This window comes from Pseudomonas sp. YY-1 (assembly GCF_002843095.1).
GTDB classification, from domain to species: domain Bacteria; phylum Pseudomonadota; class Gammaproteobacteria; order Pseudomonadales; family Pseudomonadaceae; genus Aquipseudomonas; species Aquipseudomonas sediminis_A.
The window spans coordinates 20,499-36,634 of sequence record NZ_PJLX01000006.1 but is presented as its reverse complement, the minus strand read 5'-3'; the positions used below and the strand labels follow the sequence as shown (position 1 = coordinate 36,634).

The following is a 16,136-nucleotide window of genomic DNA, read 5'->3' as shown; positions in this document are numbered from 1 at the left end:
AAGCTGTGGCGATGACCACTCCCTACCTGACCTCGCAGCAGACCAGCAGCACGGACGCCGCCAGCAGCTTGCGGCTGGGTGGTGACTGGACGCTGGCCCACTACAGCCAGCTCGAACCCCAGGTGCTGGCCCTACGCGAACGCCTGCAGGGCGAGGAGTCCGTCGACCTGAGCGACCTGGCCGCGCTGGATACCGCCGGTGCCGCGTTGCTGGTGGAACTGTTCGGCAGCGAACGCCTACGCCAGCTCAGCAAAAACAGCGAATTCAACAAGCAACGCCGCGCACTGCTACTGACAGTGGCCGATGCCATGGCCGACAGCCAGCAGGCTCAGACACCGCCGGAGCCGTCGGTGCTGCGTGAAGTGCTTGGGCACATCGGCGAAGTGGTCGAAAGCATATGGCACCAGGGCCGCGCGTTGCTCGGCTTCATGGGCCTGACCCTGACCAGCATGCTGGCGATACTGGTGCGGCCGACGCGCTGGCGCCTGACCTCGCTGACCGCGCACCTGGAGCAATGCGGGCTCAATGCCGTGCCCATCGTCGCCCTGTTGACCTTTCTGGTGGGCGCCGTGGTGGCCTTTCTCGGCGCGACCATCCTCGCCGACTTCGGCGCCAGCATCTACACGGTGAATCTGGTGGCCTTCTCCTTCCTGCGCGAATTCGGTGTGCTGCTCACTGCCATTCTCATGGCCGGCCGCACCGCCAGCGCCTTCACCGCGCAGATCGGCTCAATGAAGGCCAACGAGGAGATCGACGCCATCCGCACCCTCGGCCTGAGCCCCATCGAACTGCTGGTGCTGCCGCGCGTTTTCGCCATGCTCATCGCCCTGCCGATATTGACCTTCATCGCCATGCTCAGCGGCATGCTCGGCGGCGCGCTGGTCTGCGCGCTGTCACTGGATATTCCGCTGGCCATGTACCTGTCGATCCTGCAGGAAAGCGACCTGCTGCGGCACTTTCTGGTCGGCCTGCTAAAGGCGCCGATCTTCGCCTTCCTGATCGCCCTGATTGGCTGCCTGGAAGGTTTCAAGGTCAGCGGTAGCGCACAGTCGGTGGGTGAGCACACCACCTCGGCGGTGGTGCAATCGATCTTCGTGGTCATCCTGCTCGACGCCCTGGCGGCGTTGTTCCTGATGGAGATGGGCTGGTGAGCAGGGACAAGGTCATTGAGGTGCGCGACCTGAGCAACCGCTTCGGTAGCCAGGTGGTGCACGAGCACCTGGATTTCGATCTCTATCGCGGCGAGATCCTTGGCGTGGTCGGCGGTTCCGGCACCGGCAAATCCGTGCTGCTGCGCAGCATCGTCGGCCTGCGCCAGCCCAATGCCGGCACTGTGCGCGTGTTCGGCGAAGAGTTGCTGAGCCTGCCGGCGGAGCGGCGCTCGCAACTGGAACGGCGCTTCGGCGTGCTCTACCAGCGCGGCGCGCTGTTCTCCTCGCTGACCGTCAGCGAGAACATCGCCCTGCCGCTGATCGAACACGCCGGCCTGTCGCGCGCCGCGGCCGAGCGCCTGGCCAGGATCAAGATCGCCCTCGCTGGCCTACCGCAGGATGCCGGCAGCAAGTACCCCAGTTCGTTATCCGGCGGCATGGTCAAACGCGCCGCCCTGGCCCGTGCCCTGGCGCTCGACCCTGACATCCTGTTTCTCGACGAACCCACCGCCGGCCTCGACCCGATTGGCGCGGCGGCCTTCGACCAATTGATCCGCACCCTCAGCGACAGCCTCGGTCTGAGTGTATTTCTGGTGACTCACGATCTGGACACGCTCTACAGCATCTGCGACCGGGTCGCGGTGCTGGCGCAGAAGAAGGTGCTGGTGGCCGACCGCCTGGACGTGGTGGCTGCCACCGACAACGCCTGGATTCAGGACTATTTTCATGGCCCGCGTGGACGCGCGGCTGCACAGGCCGCCGCAGCGGTAGGGAGTCAATGAATGGAACCCAGAGCCCATCATGTGCTGATCGGCCTGTTTACCGTGCTCACGGTGGGCGCCGCGCTGCTGTTCGGCCTGTGGCTGAACAAGGCCGGCGCTGATCGCGCCGTTACCGACTACGAGGTGATCTTCAACGAGGCGGTCACCGGCCTGTCGCAGGGCAGCGCCGTGCAGTACAGCGGGATCAAGGTCGGCGACGTGATCAGCCTGGGGCTCGACCCGAACGATCCGCGTACCGTGCGGGCGCGGATTCGCATCGTCGGCCATACGCCGATCAAGCAGGACACCCGCGCCCGCCTGGCGATCACCGGCATCACCGGCCTGGCGGTGATCCAGCTGCATGGCGGCAGCCCGGAAAGCCCACCGCTGGAAAGCACGAATGGCGAACCCGGCATCATCATCGCCGACCGCTCGCCCCTGTCGCGGCTGATGGCCAACGGCGAAGACCTGGTGGTCAACATCACCCGCCTGCTCAATCGCGCCAACCGCATGCTGTCACGCGAGAACGCCGAGCGCGTGTCGCGCACGCTGGAAAATCTGGAGCAGGCCACTGCCGGCATCGCCGAGCAGCGTGATGAGCTGGGTGAAACCCTGCGTCAGACCAGTGCCGCCACCCGCGAAGCGGCCGAACTGATGCGCACGGCCAATCGCCTGCTCGATGGCCAGGGCAGCCAGGTGCTGGAGAACGCCGAGCGCCTGATGGCCTCGCTGGAACGCAGCAGCCGCAATATCGAGGAGCTGCTGCAAAACAACCGCAGCGCGCTGGACAACGGTATGCAGAGTCTCGGTGAGCTGGGCCCGGCAGTTAGCGAACTGCGTGACACCCTCGGCGCCCTGCGCAGCTTCTCTCGCCGCCTGGAGCAGGACCCCACCGGCTACCTGCTGCGCAACGACAGCATCAAGGAGTTCCAACCATGAAGCGCCTGTCCCTGCTGCTGGCCGCCGGCCTGCTCAGCGCCTGCTCGATCCTGCCGCAGAGCGAGCCCCTGGATATCTACCTGCTGCCAGGCGCCACCCTGCCGGCACAAACCCAGGGCGTCGACTGGTCGCTGCGAGTGAACAGCCCGGTCAGCAACCAGTTGCTAGACGGCACACGCATCGTCGTGCTGCCCGAGCCCGGCCGGGTCAACACCTACCAGGGCGTGCGCTGGAGCGAGCGCACGCCGCAGTTGCTGCGAGGCCGTCTGCTCGACGCGTTTCAGGATGATGGCCGCGTTCAGGCATTGAGCAACGAAGAGCAACGCCTGCAGGCCGACCTGGAGCTGGTCAGTGACCTGCGCAGCTTCCACAGCCAGTATCGCGATGGCGTTGCCGAGGCACTGATCCAGCTCGACGTGCGCCTGGTCGACGGGCGCGATCAGCGCATCCTCGCCAGCCGCCGCTTCAGCGTCAGTCAGCCGGCGCGCGACACCTCGATTGCCTCGGTGGTAGCCGCCTTCGGCCAGGCTGGGGATAGGCTGTCCCGCGAGCTGGTGGACTGGACGCTGGACGAAGGGCAACGCGCTAACCCGTAGGGTGCGCCGCGCGCACCGAATCCCGAGCGCCGATGGTACACACAAGCTGGCCAGGTAGCCCGGATGCAATCCGGGGCATCGCGACCCGTATTCCCTGGATTGCATCCGGGCTATGGGACTTACCTTTGTAGGAGCAAGCTCTGCTCGCGAAGCCCTTTGCCGCAGCAATATTCGCGAGCAGAGCTCGCTCCTACAGGCCCGTCAACCAATCGCGCACCTCGGCGTAGGGGTAATCCTCCAGCGCGGCGAAGCCGGCCAGCTGCCGTGCCTTGAGCTTGGTGAGCAGGGGCGTGGTTACGCCACAGAGAAAACGCGTCAGACATTCTTGGCTCGGCCTGTAGCCGGCGTGCTGCTGGTGCTTCTCGATGAAGGCGGCGCACAGCGCCTCGGCATCACGTCCGCTCAAGGGCGGTAGTTCCGGAGGCTGCGGCAAGGTCGCGACCTGACCCCGGCACACCGAACAATGTCCGCAATGCTCGGGCGCCTGTTCGTCACCAAAGTACAAGGCGAGGCGCCGGCTCAGGCATTCGCGGCTCTCGAACAAACCGAGCATGGCCTGGATACGCGCGATTTCGCTGGCCTCGTGGGCGCGGAAGTGCGCGTGTAGATCGCTGGCCAGGGCTGCCACATCGAAGTCGCCATCGAGCACGGCGTAGACCTCGGTCATCTGCTTGCTCTCCAGCTCCAGCCAGCCCCTTTCCTGAAAGTAATCCAGCGCCTTGACCACCCGCGCACGTTCGGCGCCGTGGTCGCGATACAGCACGTCGAAATCCAGGGTGCTCCAGGTTCGCGCGCGCCGTGAGCTGGCAAGAATCGCCTCGACGAACTGGCGGCGCTCGCCCTCGAACTTGGCCAGCAGCACGTCATCTTCCAGCAGCAGCTTGAAGCGGTACTCCGCGAAGTAGGCATAACGCGGGGCGATGATGCCGCGCAGTTCTAGCTGCACCAGCAGGGTCTTGAGTGGCAATGCGCGAATATTGCTCAGCTCGGACAGCTGCCCGAGCATCAGCTCCCACTGCCCGCCCGTGCCGACCGCGCGCAAATCATCGAGCACGGCGCGGATACCGCTGAGCTCGGGTGTATCGCCAAAAACGAAATTTTCCAACACGCTGAGACCATCGCGGCTGGCAAGCACCAGGCAGTCCGAGGCCAGGCCGTCACGCCCGGCGCGGCCGATTTCCTGGCTGTAGTTCTCCACCGACTTGGGCAGGTCGAAGTGCACCACGTTGCGGATATCACGCTTGTCGATGCCCATGCCGAAGGCGATGGTGGCGACGATGCACTCCAGCTCGCCAGCCATGAAACGGCGCTGGATCGACTCACGTACGTCATGGGCCATACCCGCGTGGTAAGCGCTGACCGCCAGACCGTCGCGCGCCAGATGCTCGGCGACCTGCTCGGCAGTCTTCTGCTGGGTGACGTAGACGATGCTCGCCTGGCCACGTCGCGGCGCCAGCCATTGCTGCAGACGCTGCTGCTTGGCACCTCCGGGCACCGGCTCGACCAGCAGATTGAGGTTGGGTCGGTAGAAACCGGTGGTGACCACGTCCGCCTCGGCAATGGCGAATTTCTCGCGCATATCTGCGATCACCTTGGGCGTCGCCGTGGCGGTCAGCAGCAGCACCTGGTTGATGCCGAACTGGCGCTGATAGTCGGGCAACTTGAGGTAGTCCGGACGGAAGTTGTGGCCCCACTCGGAGATGCAGTGCGCCTCGTCTACGACCAGCAGGGAGATCGGCACCTGAGCGATGAAATTGCGAAAACGCTCGTTCTTCAGGCGCTCCACCGAGATCATCAGGATCTTCAGCTCGCCGCTGCGCGCGCGATTCATCACCTCGGCCGCCTGCTCGCGGCTCTGCGCCGAATCGATACTGGCCGCGGCAATGCCATGGGCATGCAGGAACGCCAACTGATCCTGCATCAGCGCAAGCAGCGGCGAAATCACCAGGGTTAGGTGTGGCAGATGCAAGGCCGGCAACTGATAGCACAGCGACTTGCCCGAACCGGTAGGAAAGATCGCCGCCGCCGAACGACCGGCAAGCACAGCGCTGATCACCGTTTCCTGGCCGGGACGCAGTTGATCGAAACCGAAGACACGTTTGAGGGTAGACATGCGCTGTCACTCCATTGACCGCTGAATGGCCCCTGACCATAACGCGGTTAGGTAGGGTGCGCCATGCGCACAGACAGAATCCCGTTGAGAGCCGGTGCGCACGGCGCACCCTACCTCGGGCACTGTGTATAGCCTGGATAAAATCCGGGAAGGGTCACCAGCCATCCCGGATTGCATCCGGGCTCCGCGGGCACCACGCCATAAACGACAAAGCCGCCCGAAGGCGGCTTTGTCAGAGAACACGGCTCAGCTTACAGCTGCGGACCGGCGTTCTTGATGGCGTCGCTGACATCGAACTTGGTGAAGTTGTCGATGAACAGCTTGGCCAGGCCCTTGGCAGCTTCGTCGTAGGCGTTCTTGTCTGCCCAGGTATTGCGCGGGTTGAGCAGGTTGGTCTCGACGCCCGGTACCGACTTCGGCACATCCAGGTTGATGATCGGCAGGTGCTCGGTCTCGGCACCGATCAGCGCGCCACTCTGGATGGCCGCGATCACGCCGCGAGTGGTGGGGATGTTGAAGCGTTTGCCGACGCCGTAGCCACCGCCAGTCCAGCCGGTGTTGACCAGGTAGACCTTGGAGCCGAAGGCATTGATGCGCTTGATCAGCAGCTCAGCGTAGACGCCAGCCGGACGCGGGAAGAACGGTGCGCCGAAGCAGGTGGAGAAGGTCGACTTGATGCCGCCGCCCGAACCCATTTCGGTGGAACCGACCAGCGCGGTGTAGCCGGACAGGAAGTGGTAGGCCGCCTGCTCGTTGTTGAGGATCGATACCGGCGGCAGAACGCCAGTCAGGTCGCAGGTCAGGAAGATCACGGCATTCGGCTCGCCGCCCAGGTTTTTCTCGCTGCGCTTCTCGACGTACTCCAGCGGGTAGGCGGCGCGGCTGTTCTGGGTCAGGCTGTCGTCGGCGTAATCCGGAGTACGGCTGTCGTCGAGCACGACGTTTTCCAGCACGGTGCCGAACTGGATGGCTTTCCAGATCACCGGCTCGTTCTTCTCGGAGAGGTCGATGCACTTGGCATAGCAGCCGCCTTCGACGTTGAACACCACGCCTTCACCCCAACCGTGCTCGTCGTCACCGATCAGGTAACGCGACTCGTCGGCGGACAGGGTGGTCTTGCCGGTGCCGGACAGACCGAAGAACAGGGTGACGTCGCCTTCTTCACCGATGTTGGCAGCGCAGTGCATCGGCAGCACGTCTTTTTCCGGCAGCAGGAAGTTCTGCACGGAGAACATGGCTTTCTTCATTTCACCGGCGTAACGCATGCCGGCGATCAGGACTTTCTTGGCGGCGAAGTTGATGATCACGCAGCCATCGGAGTTGGTGCCGTCACGCTCGGGCACGCACTCGAAGTTGGCGACGTTGAGGATCTGCCACTCGGCCTTGCCAGCCTGGTTATAAGTAGTCGGGTTGATGAACAGCTGACGGCCGAACAGGTTCTGCCAGGCGGTCGCGGTGGTCATCTTCACCGGCAGGTAGTGCTCTTCGGCAGAACCGACGTGAACGTGGGAGACGAAGTGCTCCTGAGCGGCGTTGAACGCGGTGACGCGATCCCACAGGGCATCGAACTTTTCGGCCGGGAACGGACGGTTGATGGCGCCCCAGGCAATCTGCGCCTCGGTGCTCGGCTCCTGAACGATGAAACGATCAGCCGGCGAGCGGCCAGTGCGATGACCAGTACGTACGACCAGCGCGCCGTTGGCGGCCAGTTCCCCTTCACCACGGCGAATGGCTTCTTCGACCAGTTGCGCGGCGCTGATGTCGGTGTACACGGCGTTGTTGGCTTGCGTCATGAGGGTCCCCGTCGGCCACTGGCCGAGTCTTCCGAACGTTGTGTAGTACAGGGGCAACTGCACTACACGGTAAAAAAGTCGCGGGAGTATGCCAGAAAAGCGAACTGCTTGGCAGCCTCCGATCTGATAGAGAACGGCTATCGTTTAGAAAAGTTCATCAATGCCGCGTCTGCGACGGCGCCTCGCTACCGGCACCGGCGAACAGCTGAGCAATGTCGGCGGCGTCGAAGGCGTAGCGCTCGTTGCAGAACTGGCAATCGATCACCACGCTGCCACCCTGCTCGGCCAGCAGCAGTTCGGCGTCGGCCTGACCGAGGCTGGCCAGGGCACTGGCCGAGCGCTCACGCGAGCAGCTGCAGCGGAACTGCAACGGCTGTTCGTCGAACAGGCGCACATTCTCTTCGTGGTAGAGGCGGTGCAGCAGGGTCGGGTTGTCCAGGCCCAGCAGCTCTTCGGCAGTCAGGGTGTCGGCCAGGGTCAGTACGTGGTTCCAGCTCTCGGCGCGCTCTTCCGCTTCGGTCTGATGGTGCGGCGGCAGTTGCTGCAGCAGCAGGCCGCGCGCACGCTGGCCGTCGGCCTTGAGCCAGAAGCGGGTCGGCAGCTGTTCGGAGCTGGCGAAGTAGTTGGACAGGCACTCGGCCAGGTCGACCCCTTCAAGGTCGACGATACCCTGGTAGCGCTGGCCCCGGGTCGGGTCGATGGTGATGGCCAACACGCCATTGGGCATCAGGCTTTGCAGGTCGGCATCGGCGCCGATCTGCTCGGCTTCATAGCGGGCGATACCGCGCAGCTCGCGAGCGCTCGAGCATTCCACCATCAGCAGCGACAGCGGGCCTTCCGAACGTGCCTGCAGCACCAGCAAGCCGTCGAATTTGAGAGTACCGACCAGCAGGGCGGCGGCGGCCATCATCTCGCCGAGCAGTTGCGCCACTGGCTGCGGGTAGGCGTGCTTGGCCAGCACATGAGCGTAACTTTCGCGCAACGCGACCATTTCGCCTCGCACGTCGGTGTCGTCGAAGAGAAAGCGTTGACTGAAGTCGTTCATGGCGGCTGGCCCAGGGTCTATAAAAGGCTGGCGATTTTATGCACAAACGCCAGCACAACCAAGGCCCGAACGTCATGTGAGCGTGTTCACACAGCAGGAATCAGCCGCTGAACCTTGGCTGAACGACTGTGCTGCCGCCCTTGTTTAGGCGCCAGCACTGCCTATCATCCGCGCGCCTGAGGTCAGGCCTGTCATAAATCTGCAAAGGGATTTCCCATGTCGAGCACGTTCATCAATCGTCACTGGCAACCACGCGCCATGCTGGTCTGCCATGTCGTGGCCGTCGTGCTGCTCGTCAGTTGGCTGTGGCAGCCCACGCGCGAGCTTTGGAATGTCTTCGATGTGTGGCTGTTCAAACTGCTCAACGACCCGGTCCATGCCGGCGGCCTGTGGGCCCATATCTGGGCCATCGGTAGCATGCGCCCGGTCGATGCTGGTGTCGGCGTAGTGATGCTGGCGGTGATGCTCAAGGCCGATCTGGTATTTACCGGGCCGCAGGTACGCCGAGCGCTGTTCGCCTTTCTGGTCGCCCTGATCGTGATGCTGCTGATGCGCGTGCTGTTCGCCGACCTGGTCGAATATATGGGCTGGCAGCACGCCAGCCCATCGCTGGTGGTGGAAGGCAGCGCGCGTCTGACCGAGATGTTCCCGGCCTGGGAAGAACGCTGGGACCTGAAGGACAGCGCCAGCCGCAGTTTCCCCGGTGACCACGCCTCGGTGCTACTGATCTGGGCTTATTTCATGAGTTTCTTTGCCCGCGGCTGGCGTCTGCTGCTGGTCTGGGCCATTACCGTGATCGGCATCCTGCCGCGCCTGGTGGCCGGTGCTCACTGGGGGGCGGATGCCTTCGTCGGCGGCGTATTCCTCAGCCTGCTGGCCCTAGCCTGGAGCTGCTACACCCCGCTGGGTTATCACGCCAGCGAATGGCTGGAGAAGGTCACCCTGCCGATCACCTCGCGCCTGGCCAAGCTGCCGCTGCTGGGCCGCATGAGTATCGTCAGCGGACGCTGAACGAGAAAGTGGGAGCGAGCTCTGCTCGCGAAGCTTTACCGTCGTTCGCATTCGCGAGCAGAGCTCGCTCCAACAGGCTTGCGCCTAATCCTCATCCGCCCAGGGGTGGCGCAGGCCACCTTCCTGCTGCTCGTTGAATTGATGGATCTGCCGGCGTTGCTTCTTGCTCGGTCGACCATCGGTCTGCATGCCCACGGCGCCAGCTTTGCGCATGGCCGCGGCCTGCTCGCGGCGGGCGATACTTTCTTCCGTCTCGCGATACAGCAGTTGCGCCTCGGGCGCACCACGGCGGACGCTGGATAATGCCAGCACGACCACGGTGCGCTCATCGAAGCCGGTGCGCAGCACGTACTCATCACCGATCTTCGGCTCCTTGCCCGGCTTGCAGCGCTCGCCACGATGATGGACCTTGCCACCTTCTATAGCCGCCTTGCACAGGGCGCGCGTCTTGAAGAAGCGTGCCGCCCACAGCCATTTGTCCAGGCGGATCTTGTCGTCGTCTTTTTCGTTCATCTCACTCTCTGAAAGGGTTCTGCTATTCGCACGCATGGCAGATGCAGTTGTCACACGACACAACTAGAATGCGCGGAATCATAGGCGTTGTCGGCCGCAGGGGACACTCTCACCTTGAAGACTTTCGACCAGCTCAGCGTGATCGGCCTGCGTGAGTGGATCAATCTGCCTGAGCTCGGCATCATCGGCCTGCGCGCCAAGATCGACACCGGTGCCAGCACCTCGAGCCTGCATGCCAGCGATATCCAGCCGTTCCAACGTGACGGCGAGGACTGGGTACGCTTCACTGCCTACCTCGGCACTCAGGTGCAGCGCCGCCACCGTTGCGAGGCGCCGCTGGTGTCGGTCAAACGTATCAAGAGTTCCAATGGCCAGGCGCAGAGCCGCTATGTGATCCGCACCCACCTGGCCCTCGGTGATCTGCTGTGGCCGGTGGAATTCACCCTGGCCTGTCGCAAGACCATGCGTTATCGCGTACTACTTGGCTCCAAGGCGCTGATCACCGGCCAACTGGTGGTCAATCCGGCACTCAGCTATGTGCAGGACAAACCCTCACTTTCCTCTGCCCTTCCAGGTGCCCAATGAAGATCGCCGTGCTGTCGCGCAACCCGCGCCTGTATTCCACCCGCCGTCTGGTGGAGGCCGGCCAGCAGCGGGGCCATGAAATGGTGGTGATCGACACCCTGCGCGCCTACATGAACATAGCCAGCCACAAACCGCAGATCCACTATCGCGGCCAGGCCATGGACGGCTTCGACGCAGTGATCCCGCGTATCGGCGCCTCGGTGACCTTCTATGGCTGCGCGGTGCTGCGCCAGTTCGAGATGATGGACGTCTACCCGCTCAACGAGTCGGTGGCTATCAGCCGTTCGCGCGACAAGCTGCGCGCCCTGCAACTGCTGTCGCGCAAGGGCATCGGCCTGCCGGTGACCGGCTTCGCCCACTCCCCCGACGACATTCCCGATCTGATCCAGATGGTGGGTGGCGCCCCGCTGGTGATCAAGGTGCTGGAAGGTACCCAGGGCATGGGCGTGGTGCTGGCCGAAACGCACAAGGCGGCCGAGTCGGTGATCGAGGCCTTCCTCGGCCTCAAGCAGGACATCATGGTCCAGGAATACATCCAGGAAGCCGGCGGCGCCGACATTCGCTGCTTCGTGGTCGGTGACAAGGTGATTGCCGCGATGAAGCGCCAGGCCAAGGCTGGCGAGTTTCGCTCCAACCTGCACCGCGGCGGCAGCGCCAGCCTGATCAAGATCACCCCGGAGGAGCGCATGACGGCAGTGCGCGCGGCCAAGGTCATGGGCCTCAACGTCGCCGGTGTCGACATCCTGCGCTCCAACCATGGCCCGCTGGTGATGGAGGTGAACTCCTCACCAGGCCTGGAAGGTATCGAGACCACCACCGGCAAGGATGTCGCCGGCATGATCATCCAATACCTGGAAAAGAATGCCGAACCCGGCCAGACCCGCACCCGAGGGCGCGGATGAGCCAAGTGTTCGACGGCCGCCTGGCGCTGATCGCCCCCGCGGCGGCGATTGCCGAAGACGTACTGGAAGCGACCCTGGCGCAGCTCGACGTGCTCGGCGTGCGCTATCACCTGGGCCAGCACGTGCGCGCCCGCCATCGTTACCTGGCGGGCACGCCGGAGCAACGCCTGGACGACCTGCACCAGGCCTTCACCCTGGCGGATATCAGCTCCGTCTGGTGCCTGCGTGGCGGCTACGGCTGCGCACAATTGGTGGCGGATATCGACTGGGCGCTGCTAAGCCAGGCCAGCCCACGGCCGCTGATCGGCTTCTCCGATCTGTCGATTCTGCTCGAAGCCTTTGCGCAACGGGGGCTGCCAGCCATTCATGGTCCCGTGGCTACGGCGCTCGGCCATCAGGTGCTGTCGGCGCCGGGCGGCCAGCGTGAGCGCCTGGCTTCGATGCAGGCGCTATGGAGCCTGCTCAAAGGCCAGCACCGGCAGTTGCCGCTACGCCATATCAGTGGTCCACAACATGTCGTCGAGGGCACCTTGCAGGGCGGCAATCTCACGGCCCTGGCCAGCGTCTGCGGCACGACGGCCGAGCTGCGCCTGGCCGAGGATTCGATCCTGATCCTGGAAGACGTCGGCGAGCCCTACTACCGCCTCGAGCGCAGTCTCTGGCAGTTGCTGCACAGTTTCGCCGGGCAAAGACCACGCGCGGTGTGTCTGGGCAGTTTCACCGACTGCCCGCGACGCGGCGTGCAGCACAGCCTGGAGCAGATCATCGGCGAGTACCTGGCGCCGCTGGGCGTGCCACTGTACGGCGATATGCCCAGCGGGCACGGTGACGTCAACTACCCTTGGCCCTACGGTCAGCGTGCTCGTTTGAGCGGCGGCAACCTGAGCTGGTAACCCGCTCAGCGCTGACGCACCTGCATCCAGGCGAGAAACTCGGCCTCGGCCATCGGCCGACCAAACAGATAGCCCTGCCCCAATGTACAGTTCTGCTCGCGCAGCAGCGCCAGCTGGCTGTCGTGCTCGATCCCTTCGGCCACGCATTGCAGGCCCAGGTTGCGCGCGATCATCAGGATGGTCTGCACCAGCATGCGCCCGCTCGCCTCGCCGTCCAGATCGGCGACGAAACTGCGGTCGATCTTCAGCCGATCCAGCGGCAGACGCTTGAGATAGGTCAACGACGAGTAGCCCGTGCCGAAGTCGTCGATGGCGAAGCGTACGCCCTGCGCCTTGAGCTGCTGCATGTTGCCGATGCAGCGCTCGACGTCTTCGAGCAGCACGCCTTCGGTGATTTCCAGCTCCAGCGACTGCCCCGGTACACCGTGAGCGCGCAGGCACTGCTCGACTCGCTCCACGCAGCCCGCCTGACGCAGCTCACGCGGGCTGAGATTGACCGCCAGCACCAGTCGCGGCCATTGCGCCTGCCAGCGCGCCAGCGCCGCACAGGCCTGCTCCAGCACCCACTGGCCAATGTCCTGGATCAGCCCGGTTTCCTCGGCCAGCGGGATGAACTGATCCGGACCGATCTCACCGCGCTCCGGGTGCATCCAGCGCAGCAACACCTCGGCGCCCGCCACGCTGTTGTCAGCCAGCATCAGCTGTGGCTGGAACACCAGCTGCAGTTGCTGGCGCGCGATGGCCTGGCGCAGCTCGCTCTGCAACTGCAGGCGTTGGTCGATGGCAACCTGCATCTCCGGGGCGAAGAAATGCAGGGCGTTGCGCCCGGCATGCTTGGCCCGGTACATGGCGGTATCGGCCTGTTTGAGAATGTCCGAGGCCTGCTGCAGGCCCAGTGGATGCAGGGCGATACCGATACTGGCGCTGATCGCCAGCTCATGACCGTCGATCAGACAACTGCCCTGCAGGCCACGCAGCAATTTCTCTCCCACTGCCGCAGCTTGCTCGGCAACCACTTGCGGCTCATGCCCCAGGGCTTCGAGCAGCACCACGAACTCATCACCACCGAGGCGCGCCAGGGTGTCTTCAGTACGCAATTCGGCAGCCAGGCGTGTGGTCACTTCGACCAGCAGGGCATCGCCAACCAGATGGCCCAGGCTGTCGTTGACCGTCTTGAAATGATCCAGATCGATGAACAACAGCGCGCCCAGGCTGCCCTCGCGATTCTCCCGGTCCATGGCGTGCTGCAGGCGATCGAGCAGCAGCCGGCGATTGGGCAGGCCGGTGAGTTCGTCGCTGTAGGCCAGGCGCTCAATCTCGCGCTGATAGCGCTGGCGCTCGGAGATGTCGGTGACGCTGGCGCGAATCAGCAGATTCTCCCCCGGCATGCGTACCAGGCGCACCTCGCAGGGCAACTGGCGACCGGCGCTGTCGCGATGGTTCCATTCGAATACCGGCGCTTCACCGGCGATGGCGCGGCGTAGGAAGGCCTTGCCAGCGCGGGAGGACAGCCGACCATCGGCCTGACACACCGGGCTGATGCTCTGAATCGACTTGCCGAGTAGCTCATCGCGGCGATAGCGGAACAGGCTCAAGGCGTTCTCGTTGCATTCGACGATACCCCCCTCAGGATTGAACAGCAGGATCGCCTCGGGCGCATGCTCGACCAGCGTTCGATAGCGCGCCTCGGCTTCGCGCCGCGCACTGATGTCCTCGACCAGCAGCAGGAACAGTGTCTGCCGGCCGCTACCACGTACGGCGCGCAGGCTGACACGCGTGAAGACCACCAGGCCATCGGCACGCAGGAAGCGCTTGTCCATTTCGAAGCCATCGCTGCTGCCCAGCAGCACCTGCTCGACATGGGCCTGTTCGACCGGCAGATCATCCGGGTGCGACAACTGGCGCCAACTGCTGGCGAGCAATTCGTCACGACTGCGGCCGAGGATGCTGCACAGCTTCTGGTTGACCTCTTCCCAGGCAAAATCCTGAGTGGTCAGCGCCATGCCGATCAGCGGCGCCTCGAAGAACAGGCGCAGGCGCTCGTCTCGCTCACGCAGCTGCGACTCGGCACGCTTGCGTTCACTGATGTCCTGCACCACGCCATAGATGCGTACCAGAGTGCCGTCTTCATCGCGCTCGACCATGCCGCGCAGGCGCACCAGGCGTCCGCCCAGACGCGCCGCCAGGCGTACCTCGATATCCAGATCATCCATCCCGCTCAAGGCTGCCTGCAGGGTCTGCATGATCAGCGTCTGGCTCGGCGCGTCGAAGTAATGCAGCGCCTGCTCGAGATTCGGCGGCCCAAGATGAATGTCACGGTCGACGATGCGATAGCAGCCATCGCTCCAGGACATGCCGTAGTCGCTGATCTCCAGCACCCAGCCACCCAGGCTGGCGATGTCTTCGGTCTGGCTGAACAGATGGCTCTGACGCAGTAACTGCGAGCGTTGCAGCTCGACCTTGGCCGCCAGTTCGACGCGCTCGGTGACATCGTGTTGCAGCCCGACGAAATGGCTGATGCCCTGATCGTCACGCATTGGCGCCAACACCACTTCGTTCCAGAACGGCCTGCCATCCTTGCGATAGTTACGCACCACCGCATGGCCGCTGCGCCCCTCCCGCAAGGCACGGCGCAACGGTTGCGACTCCAGCTGGGCGCGGTCCTGGCCGAGCAGGAAACGGCAGTTGCGCCCTAACGCCTCCTCGGCGCTGTAGCCGGTTATCTGGCTGAATGCGGAATTGCAGTACACCAATGGCATGTCCTCCTGGCGCACATCGGCGATGGTCACGCCCAACGGGCTGGCCTCTATCGCCAGGTTGGCGCGGGCCAGTTGCTGCTGCATCTGCGCGCTGCGCGCCAGCGCCTGACGCAGGTCGCCGAGCACACGGCCCACCAGCAAGGTAGCCCCCATCAGCAGCACCACCGCGAAGTGCAGCTGGTTACGCTGCAGATCCAGCTCGCCGAAACTCAGGCTGTCGCGGAGCAGCGGTAGCGGCAGAGTCGCGGCGTACACCAGCAGCACGCCATACAGAGCACCAGCAAAGGCGTGTCGTAGCGCCAGGACCAGCATGCTCAGACCAAGCAGCGGCAGAGCGAACTGAGCCGGTAGGCTGGTGCTGAGCAGCATCAGTACCAGAAACACCCCAGTGGCCAACAACCAGCCAGTTGGCGAGCGACTGATGTTCAGCGTTGGCGCGGCATTGTCCACCGGCGCGTGGGTCCAGCCGCGGGCGCGCAGCAGTGGGGTACAGAACGCCAGCAGGGGCGCCGTCAACGCGAGCATATTGATGGTATCGCCCAACCAGACCGACAAACTGGCCTGCGCCCACTGCTCGCTGGTCTGGAAACCAGTCAGCCACAGGTTGCTCTGCAAGCCGAGCGCCACCAGCGTGCTCGGCATCAACACAGCGAAGGCGAGGAATCGGAGCAGATCACTCAAGCGCCCCAGGGCGGGGTCGAAAGGCTGACGTCGCAACAGCCACCAGCCCAGCGCGACGGCGGCGGTTTCCGGCAAGGCATAGAGCGGCGCCAACTGCCAGGGCAGGCCCCATAACGGCACGCAGAACAGAGCATTGAGGTACAACGCAGGCAGCACCCGCGGGCCCCACCACAGGCACATGGCAAGGCCGAGCACCATGGGCAGGTAACACAACGCCACCCCGTCATTCAGGCGGGTCGCCAGGGAAATCCAGGTTGCCAGATGGAAAATCGGCAGCGGCAGCCACCAGGTCCAGCTGGGCAAGCGGTCGGGGAAGGCGGCGGGCATGCAGGCCTCGAGTTGATACGCTGGCACAGCATAGCCCAGCGCCAGAGCGCTTGGCAGCATATTGCCA

The 16,136-nt window shown here is 64.2% G+C and carries 13 protein-coding genes; 8 read left to right on the top strand and 5 right to left on the bottom strand.

What is annotated here, in order from left to right:
* Nucleotides 1-11 precede the first annotated feature (11 nt).
* Genes CXP40_RS10255 through CXP40_RS10240 form a run of 4 tightly spaced genes read left to right on the top strand, consistent with a single transcriptional unit; the run spans nt 12 to nt 3,447 of the window.
* On the top strand, nt 12-1,151 hold the full coding sequence (locus tag CXP40_RS10255; protein ID WP_106733623.1) for an ABC transporter permease: 1,140 nt from the start codon (nt 12-14) through the stop codon (nt 1,149-1,151).
* Nucleotides 1,148-1,933, top strand: coding sequence for an ABC transporter ATP-binding protein (locus CXP40_RS10250; RefSeq protein WP_106733622.1), 786 nt, complete (start codon nt 1,148-1,150; stop codon nt 1,931-1,933). The genes CXP40_RS10255 and CXP40_RS10250 overlap by 4 nt, the downstream gene beginning before the upstream one ends.
* Nucleotides 1,934-2,851, top strand: a complete 918-nt coding sequence (locus CXP40_RS10245) for an MlaD family protein (RefSeq protein ID WP_106733621.1) — start codon at nt 1,934-1,936, stop codon at nt 2,849-2,851.
* Nucleotides 2,848-3,447: an ABC-type transport auxiliary lipoprotein family protein gene (locus tag CXP40_RS10240; RefSeq protein WP_106733620.1), complete on the top strand. Its 600-nt coding sequence runs from the start codon at nt 2,848-2,850 to the stop codon at nt 3,445-3,447. The genes CXP40_RS10245 and CXP40_RS10240 overlap by 4 nt, the downstream gene beginning before the upstream one ends.
* Nucleotides 3,448-3,637: 190 nt before the next feature.
* Here the strand turns inward: CXP40_RS10240 and CXP40_RS10235 are convergent, their stop codons facing one another.
* From CXP40_RS10235 to hslO, 3 genes are all read right to left on the bottom strand, one after another.
* On the bottom strand, nt 3,638-5,560 hold the full coding sequence (locus tag CXP40_RS10235; protein WP_106733619.1) for an ATP-dependent DNA helicase RecQ: 1,923 nt from the start codon (nt 5,558-5,560) through the stop codon (nt 3,638-3,640).
* Between the two features lie 251 nt (nt 5,561-5,811).
* Nucleotides 5,812-7,353, bottom strand: coding sequence for a phosphoenolpyruvate carboxykinase (locus tag CXP40_RS10230; protein WP_106733618.1), 1,542 nt, complete (start codon nt 7,351-7,353; stop codon nt 5,812-5,814).
* Between the two features lie 157 nt (nt 7,354-7,510).
* Complete coding sequence (hslO, locus tag CXP40_RS10225; RefSeq protein WP_106733617.1) at nt 7,511-8,398, bottom strand: Hsp33 family molecular chaperone HslO; 888 nt, start codon at nt 8,396-8,398, stop codon at nt 7,511-7,513.
* Nucleotides 8,399-8,614: 216 nt separating this feature from the next.
* Here hslO and CXP40_RS10220 point away from each other — a divergent pair, with 216 nt between their 5' ends.
* Nucleotides 8,615-9,409, top strand: coding sequence for a phosphatase PAP2 family protein (locus CXP40_RS10220; RefSeq protein ID WP_106733616.1), 795 nt, complete (start codon nt 8,615-8,617; stop codon nt 9,407-9,409).
* An 84-nt stretch (nt 9,410-9,493) separates the two neighbouring features.
* Here the strand turns inward: CXP40_RS10220 and CXP40_RS10215 are convergent, their stop codons facing one another.
* Nucleotides 9,494-9,922: an RNA-binding S4 domain-containing protein gene (locus CXP40_RS10215; RefSeq protein ID WP_106733615.1), complete on the bottom strand. Its 429-nt coding sequence runs from the start codon at nt 9,920-9,922 to the stop codon at nt 9,494-9,496.
* A gap of 147 nt (nt 9,923-10,069) precedes the next feature.
* Between CXP40_RS10215 and CXP40_RS10210 the strand changes: the two genes are divergently transcribed.
* From CXP40_RS10210 to CXP40_RS10200, 3 genes are read left to right on the top strand one after another with little or no spacing between them, the layout of a single operon-like run.
* Nucleotides 10,070-10,507 (top strand): ATP-dependent zinc protease, encoded by a 438-nt coding sequence (locus tag CXP40_RS10210; protein ID WP_166432384.1) that lies wholly within the window; start codon nt 10,070-10,072, stop codon nt 10,505-10,507.
* Nucleotides 10,504-11,409 (top strand): 30S ribosomal protein S6--L-glutamate ligase, encoded by a 906-nt coding sequence (gene rimK, locus CXP40_RS10205; protein ID WP_099522924.1) that lies wholly within the window; start codon nt 10,504-10,506, stop codon nt 11,407-11,409. Before CXP40_RS10210 ends, rimK begins: the two co-directional genes overlap by 4 nt.
* Nucleotides 11,406-12,302: an LD-carboxypeptidase gene (locus tag CXP40_RS10200; RefSeq protein ID WP_106733614.1), complete on the top strand. Its 897-nt coding sequence runs from the start codon at nt 11,406-11,408 to the stop codon at nt 12,300-12,302. The genes rimK and CXP40_RS10200 overlap by 4 nt, the downstream gene beginning before the upstream one ends.
* Nucleotides 12,303-12,307: 5 nt before the next feature.
* Here the strand turns inward: CXP40_RS10200 and CXP40_RS10195 are convergent, their stop codons facing one another.
* On the bottom strand, nt 12,308-16,069 hold the full coding sequence (locus tag CXP40_RS10195; protein ID WP_106733798.1) for an EAL domain-containing protein: 3,762 nt from the start codon (nt 16,067-16,069) through the stop codon (nt 12,308-12,310).
* Nucleotides 16,070-16,136: the final 67 nt, after the last annotated feature.

Coding starts and splice junctions, on each gene's coding strand:
- CXP40_RS10255 (WP_106733623.1), top strand. CDS start 12: ATGACCACTCCCTACCTGACCTCGCAGCAGACCAGCAGCACGGACGCC.
- CXP40_RS10200 (WP_106733614.1), top strand. CDS start 11,406: ATGAGCCAAGTGTTCGACGGCCGCCTGGCGCTGATCGCCCCCGCGGCG.
- CXP40_RS10240 (WP_106733620.1), top strand. CDS start 2,848: ATGAAGCGCCTGTCCCTGCTGCTGGCCGCCGGCCTGCTCAGCGCCTGC.
- hslO (WP_106733617.1), bottom strand. CDS start 8,398: ATGAACGACTTCAGTCAACGCTTTCTCTTCGACGACACCGACGTGCGA.
- CXP40_RS10230 (WP_106733618.1), bottom strand. CDS start 7,353: ATGACGCAAGCCAACAACGCCGTGTACACCGACATCAGCGCCGCGCAA.
- CXP40_RS10215 (WP_106733615.1), bottom strand. CDS start 9,922: ATGAACGAAAAAGACGACGACAAGATCCGCCTGGACAAATGGCTGTGG.
- CXP40_RS10245 (WP_106733621.1), top strand. CDS start 1,934: ATGGAACCCAGAGCCCATCATGTGCTGATCGGCCTGTTTACCGTGCTC.
- CXP40_RS10220 (WP_106733616.1), top strand. CDS start 8,615: ATGTCGAGCACGTTCATCAATCGTCACTGGCAACCACGCGCCATGCTG.
- CXP40_RS10235 (WP_106733619.1), bottom strand. CDS start 5,560: ATGTCTACCCTCAAACGTGTCTTCGGTTTCGATCAACTGCGTCCCGGC.
- rimK (WP_099522924.1), top strand. CDS start 10,504: ATGAAGATCGCCGTGCTGTCGCGCAACCCGCGCCTGTATTCCACCCGC.
- CXP40_RS10195 (WP_106733798.1), bottom strand. CDS start 16,069: ATGCCCGCCGCCTTCCCCGACCGCTTGCCCAGCTGGACCTGGTGGCTG.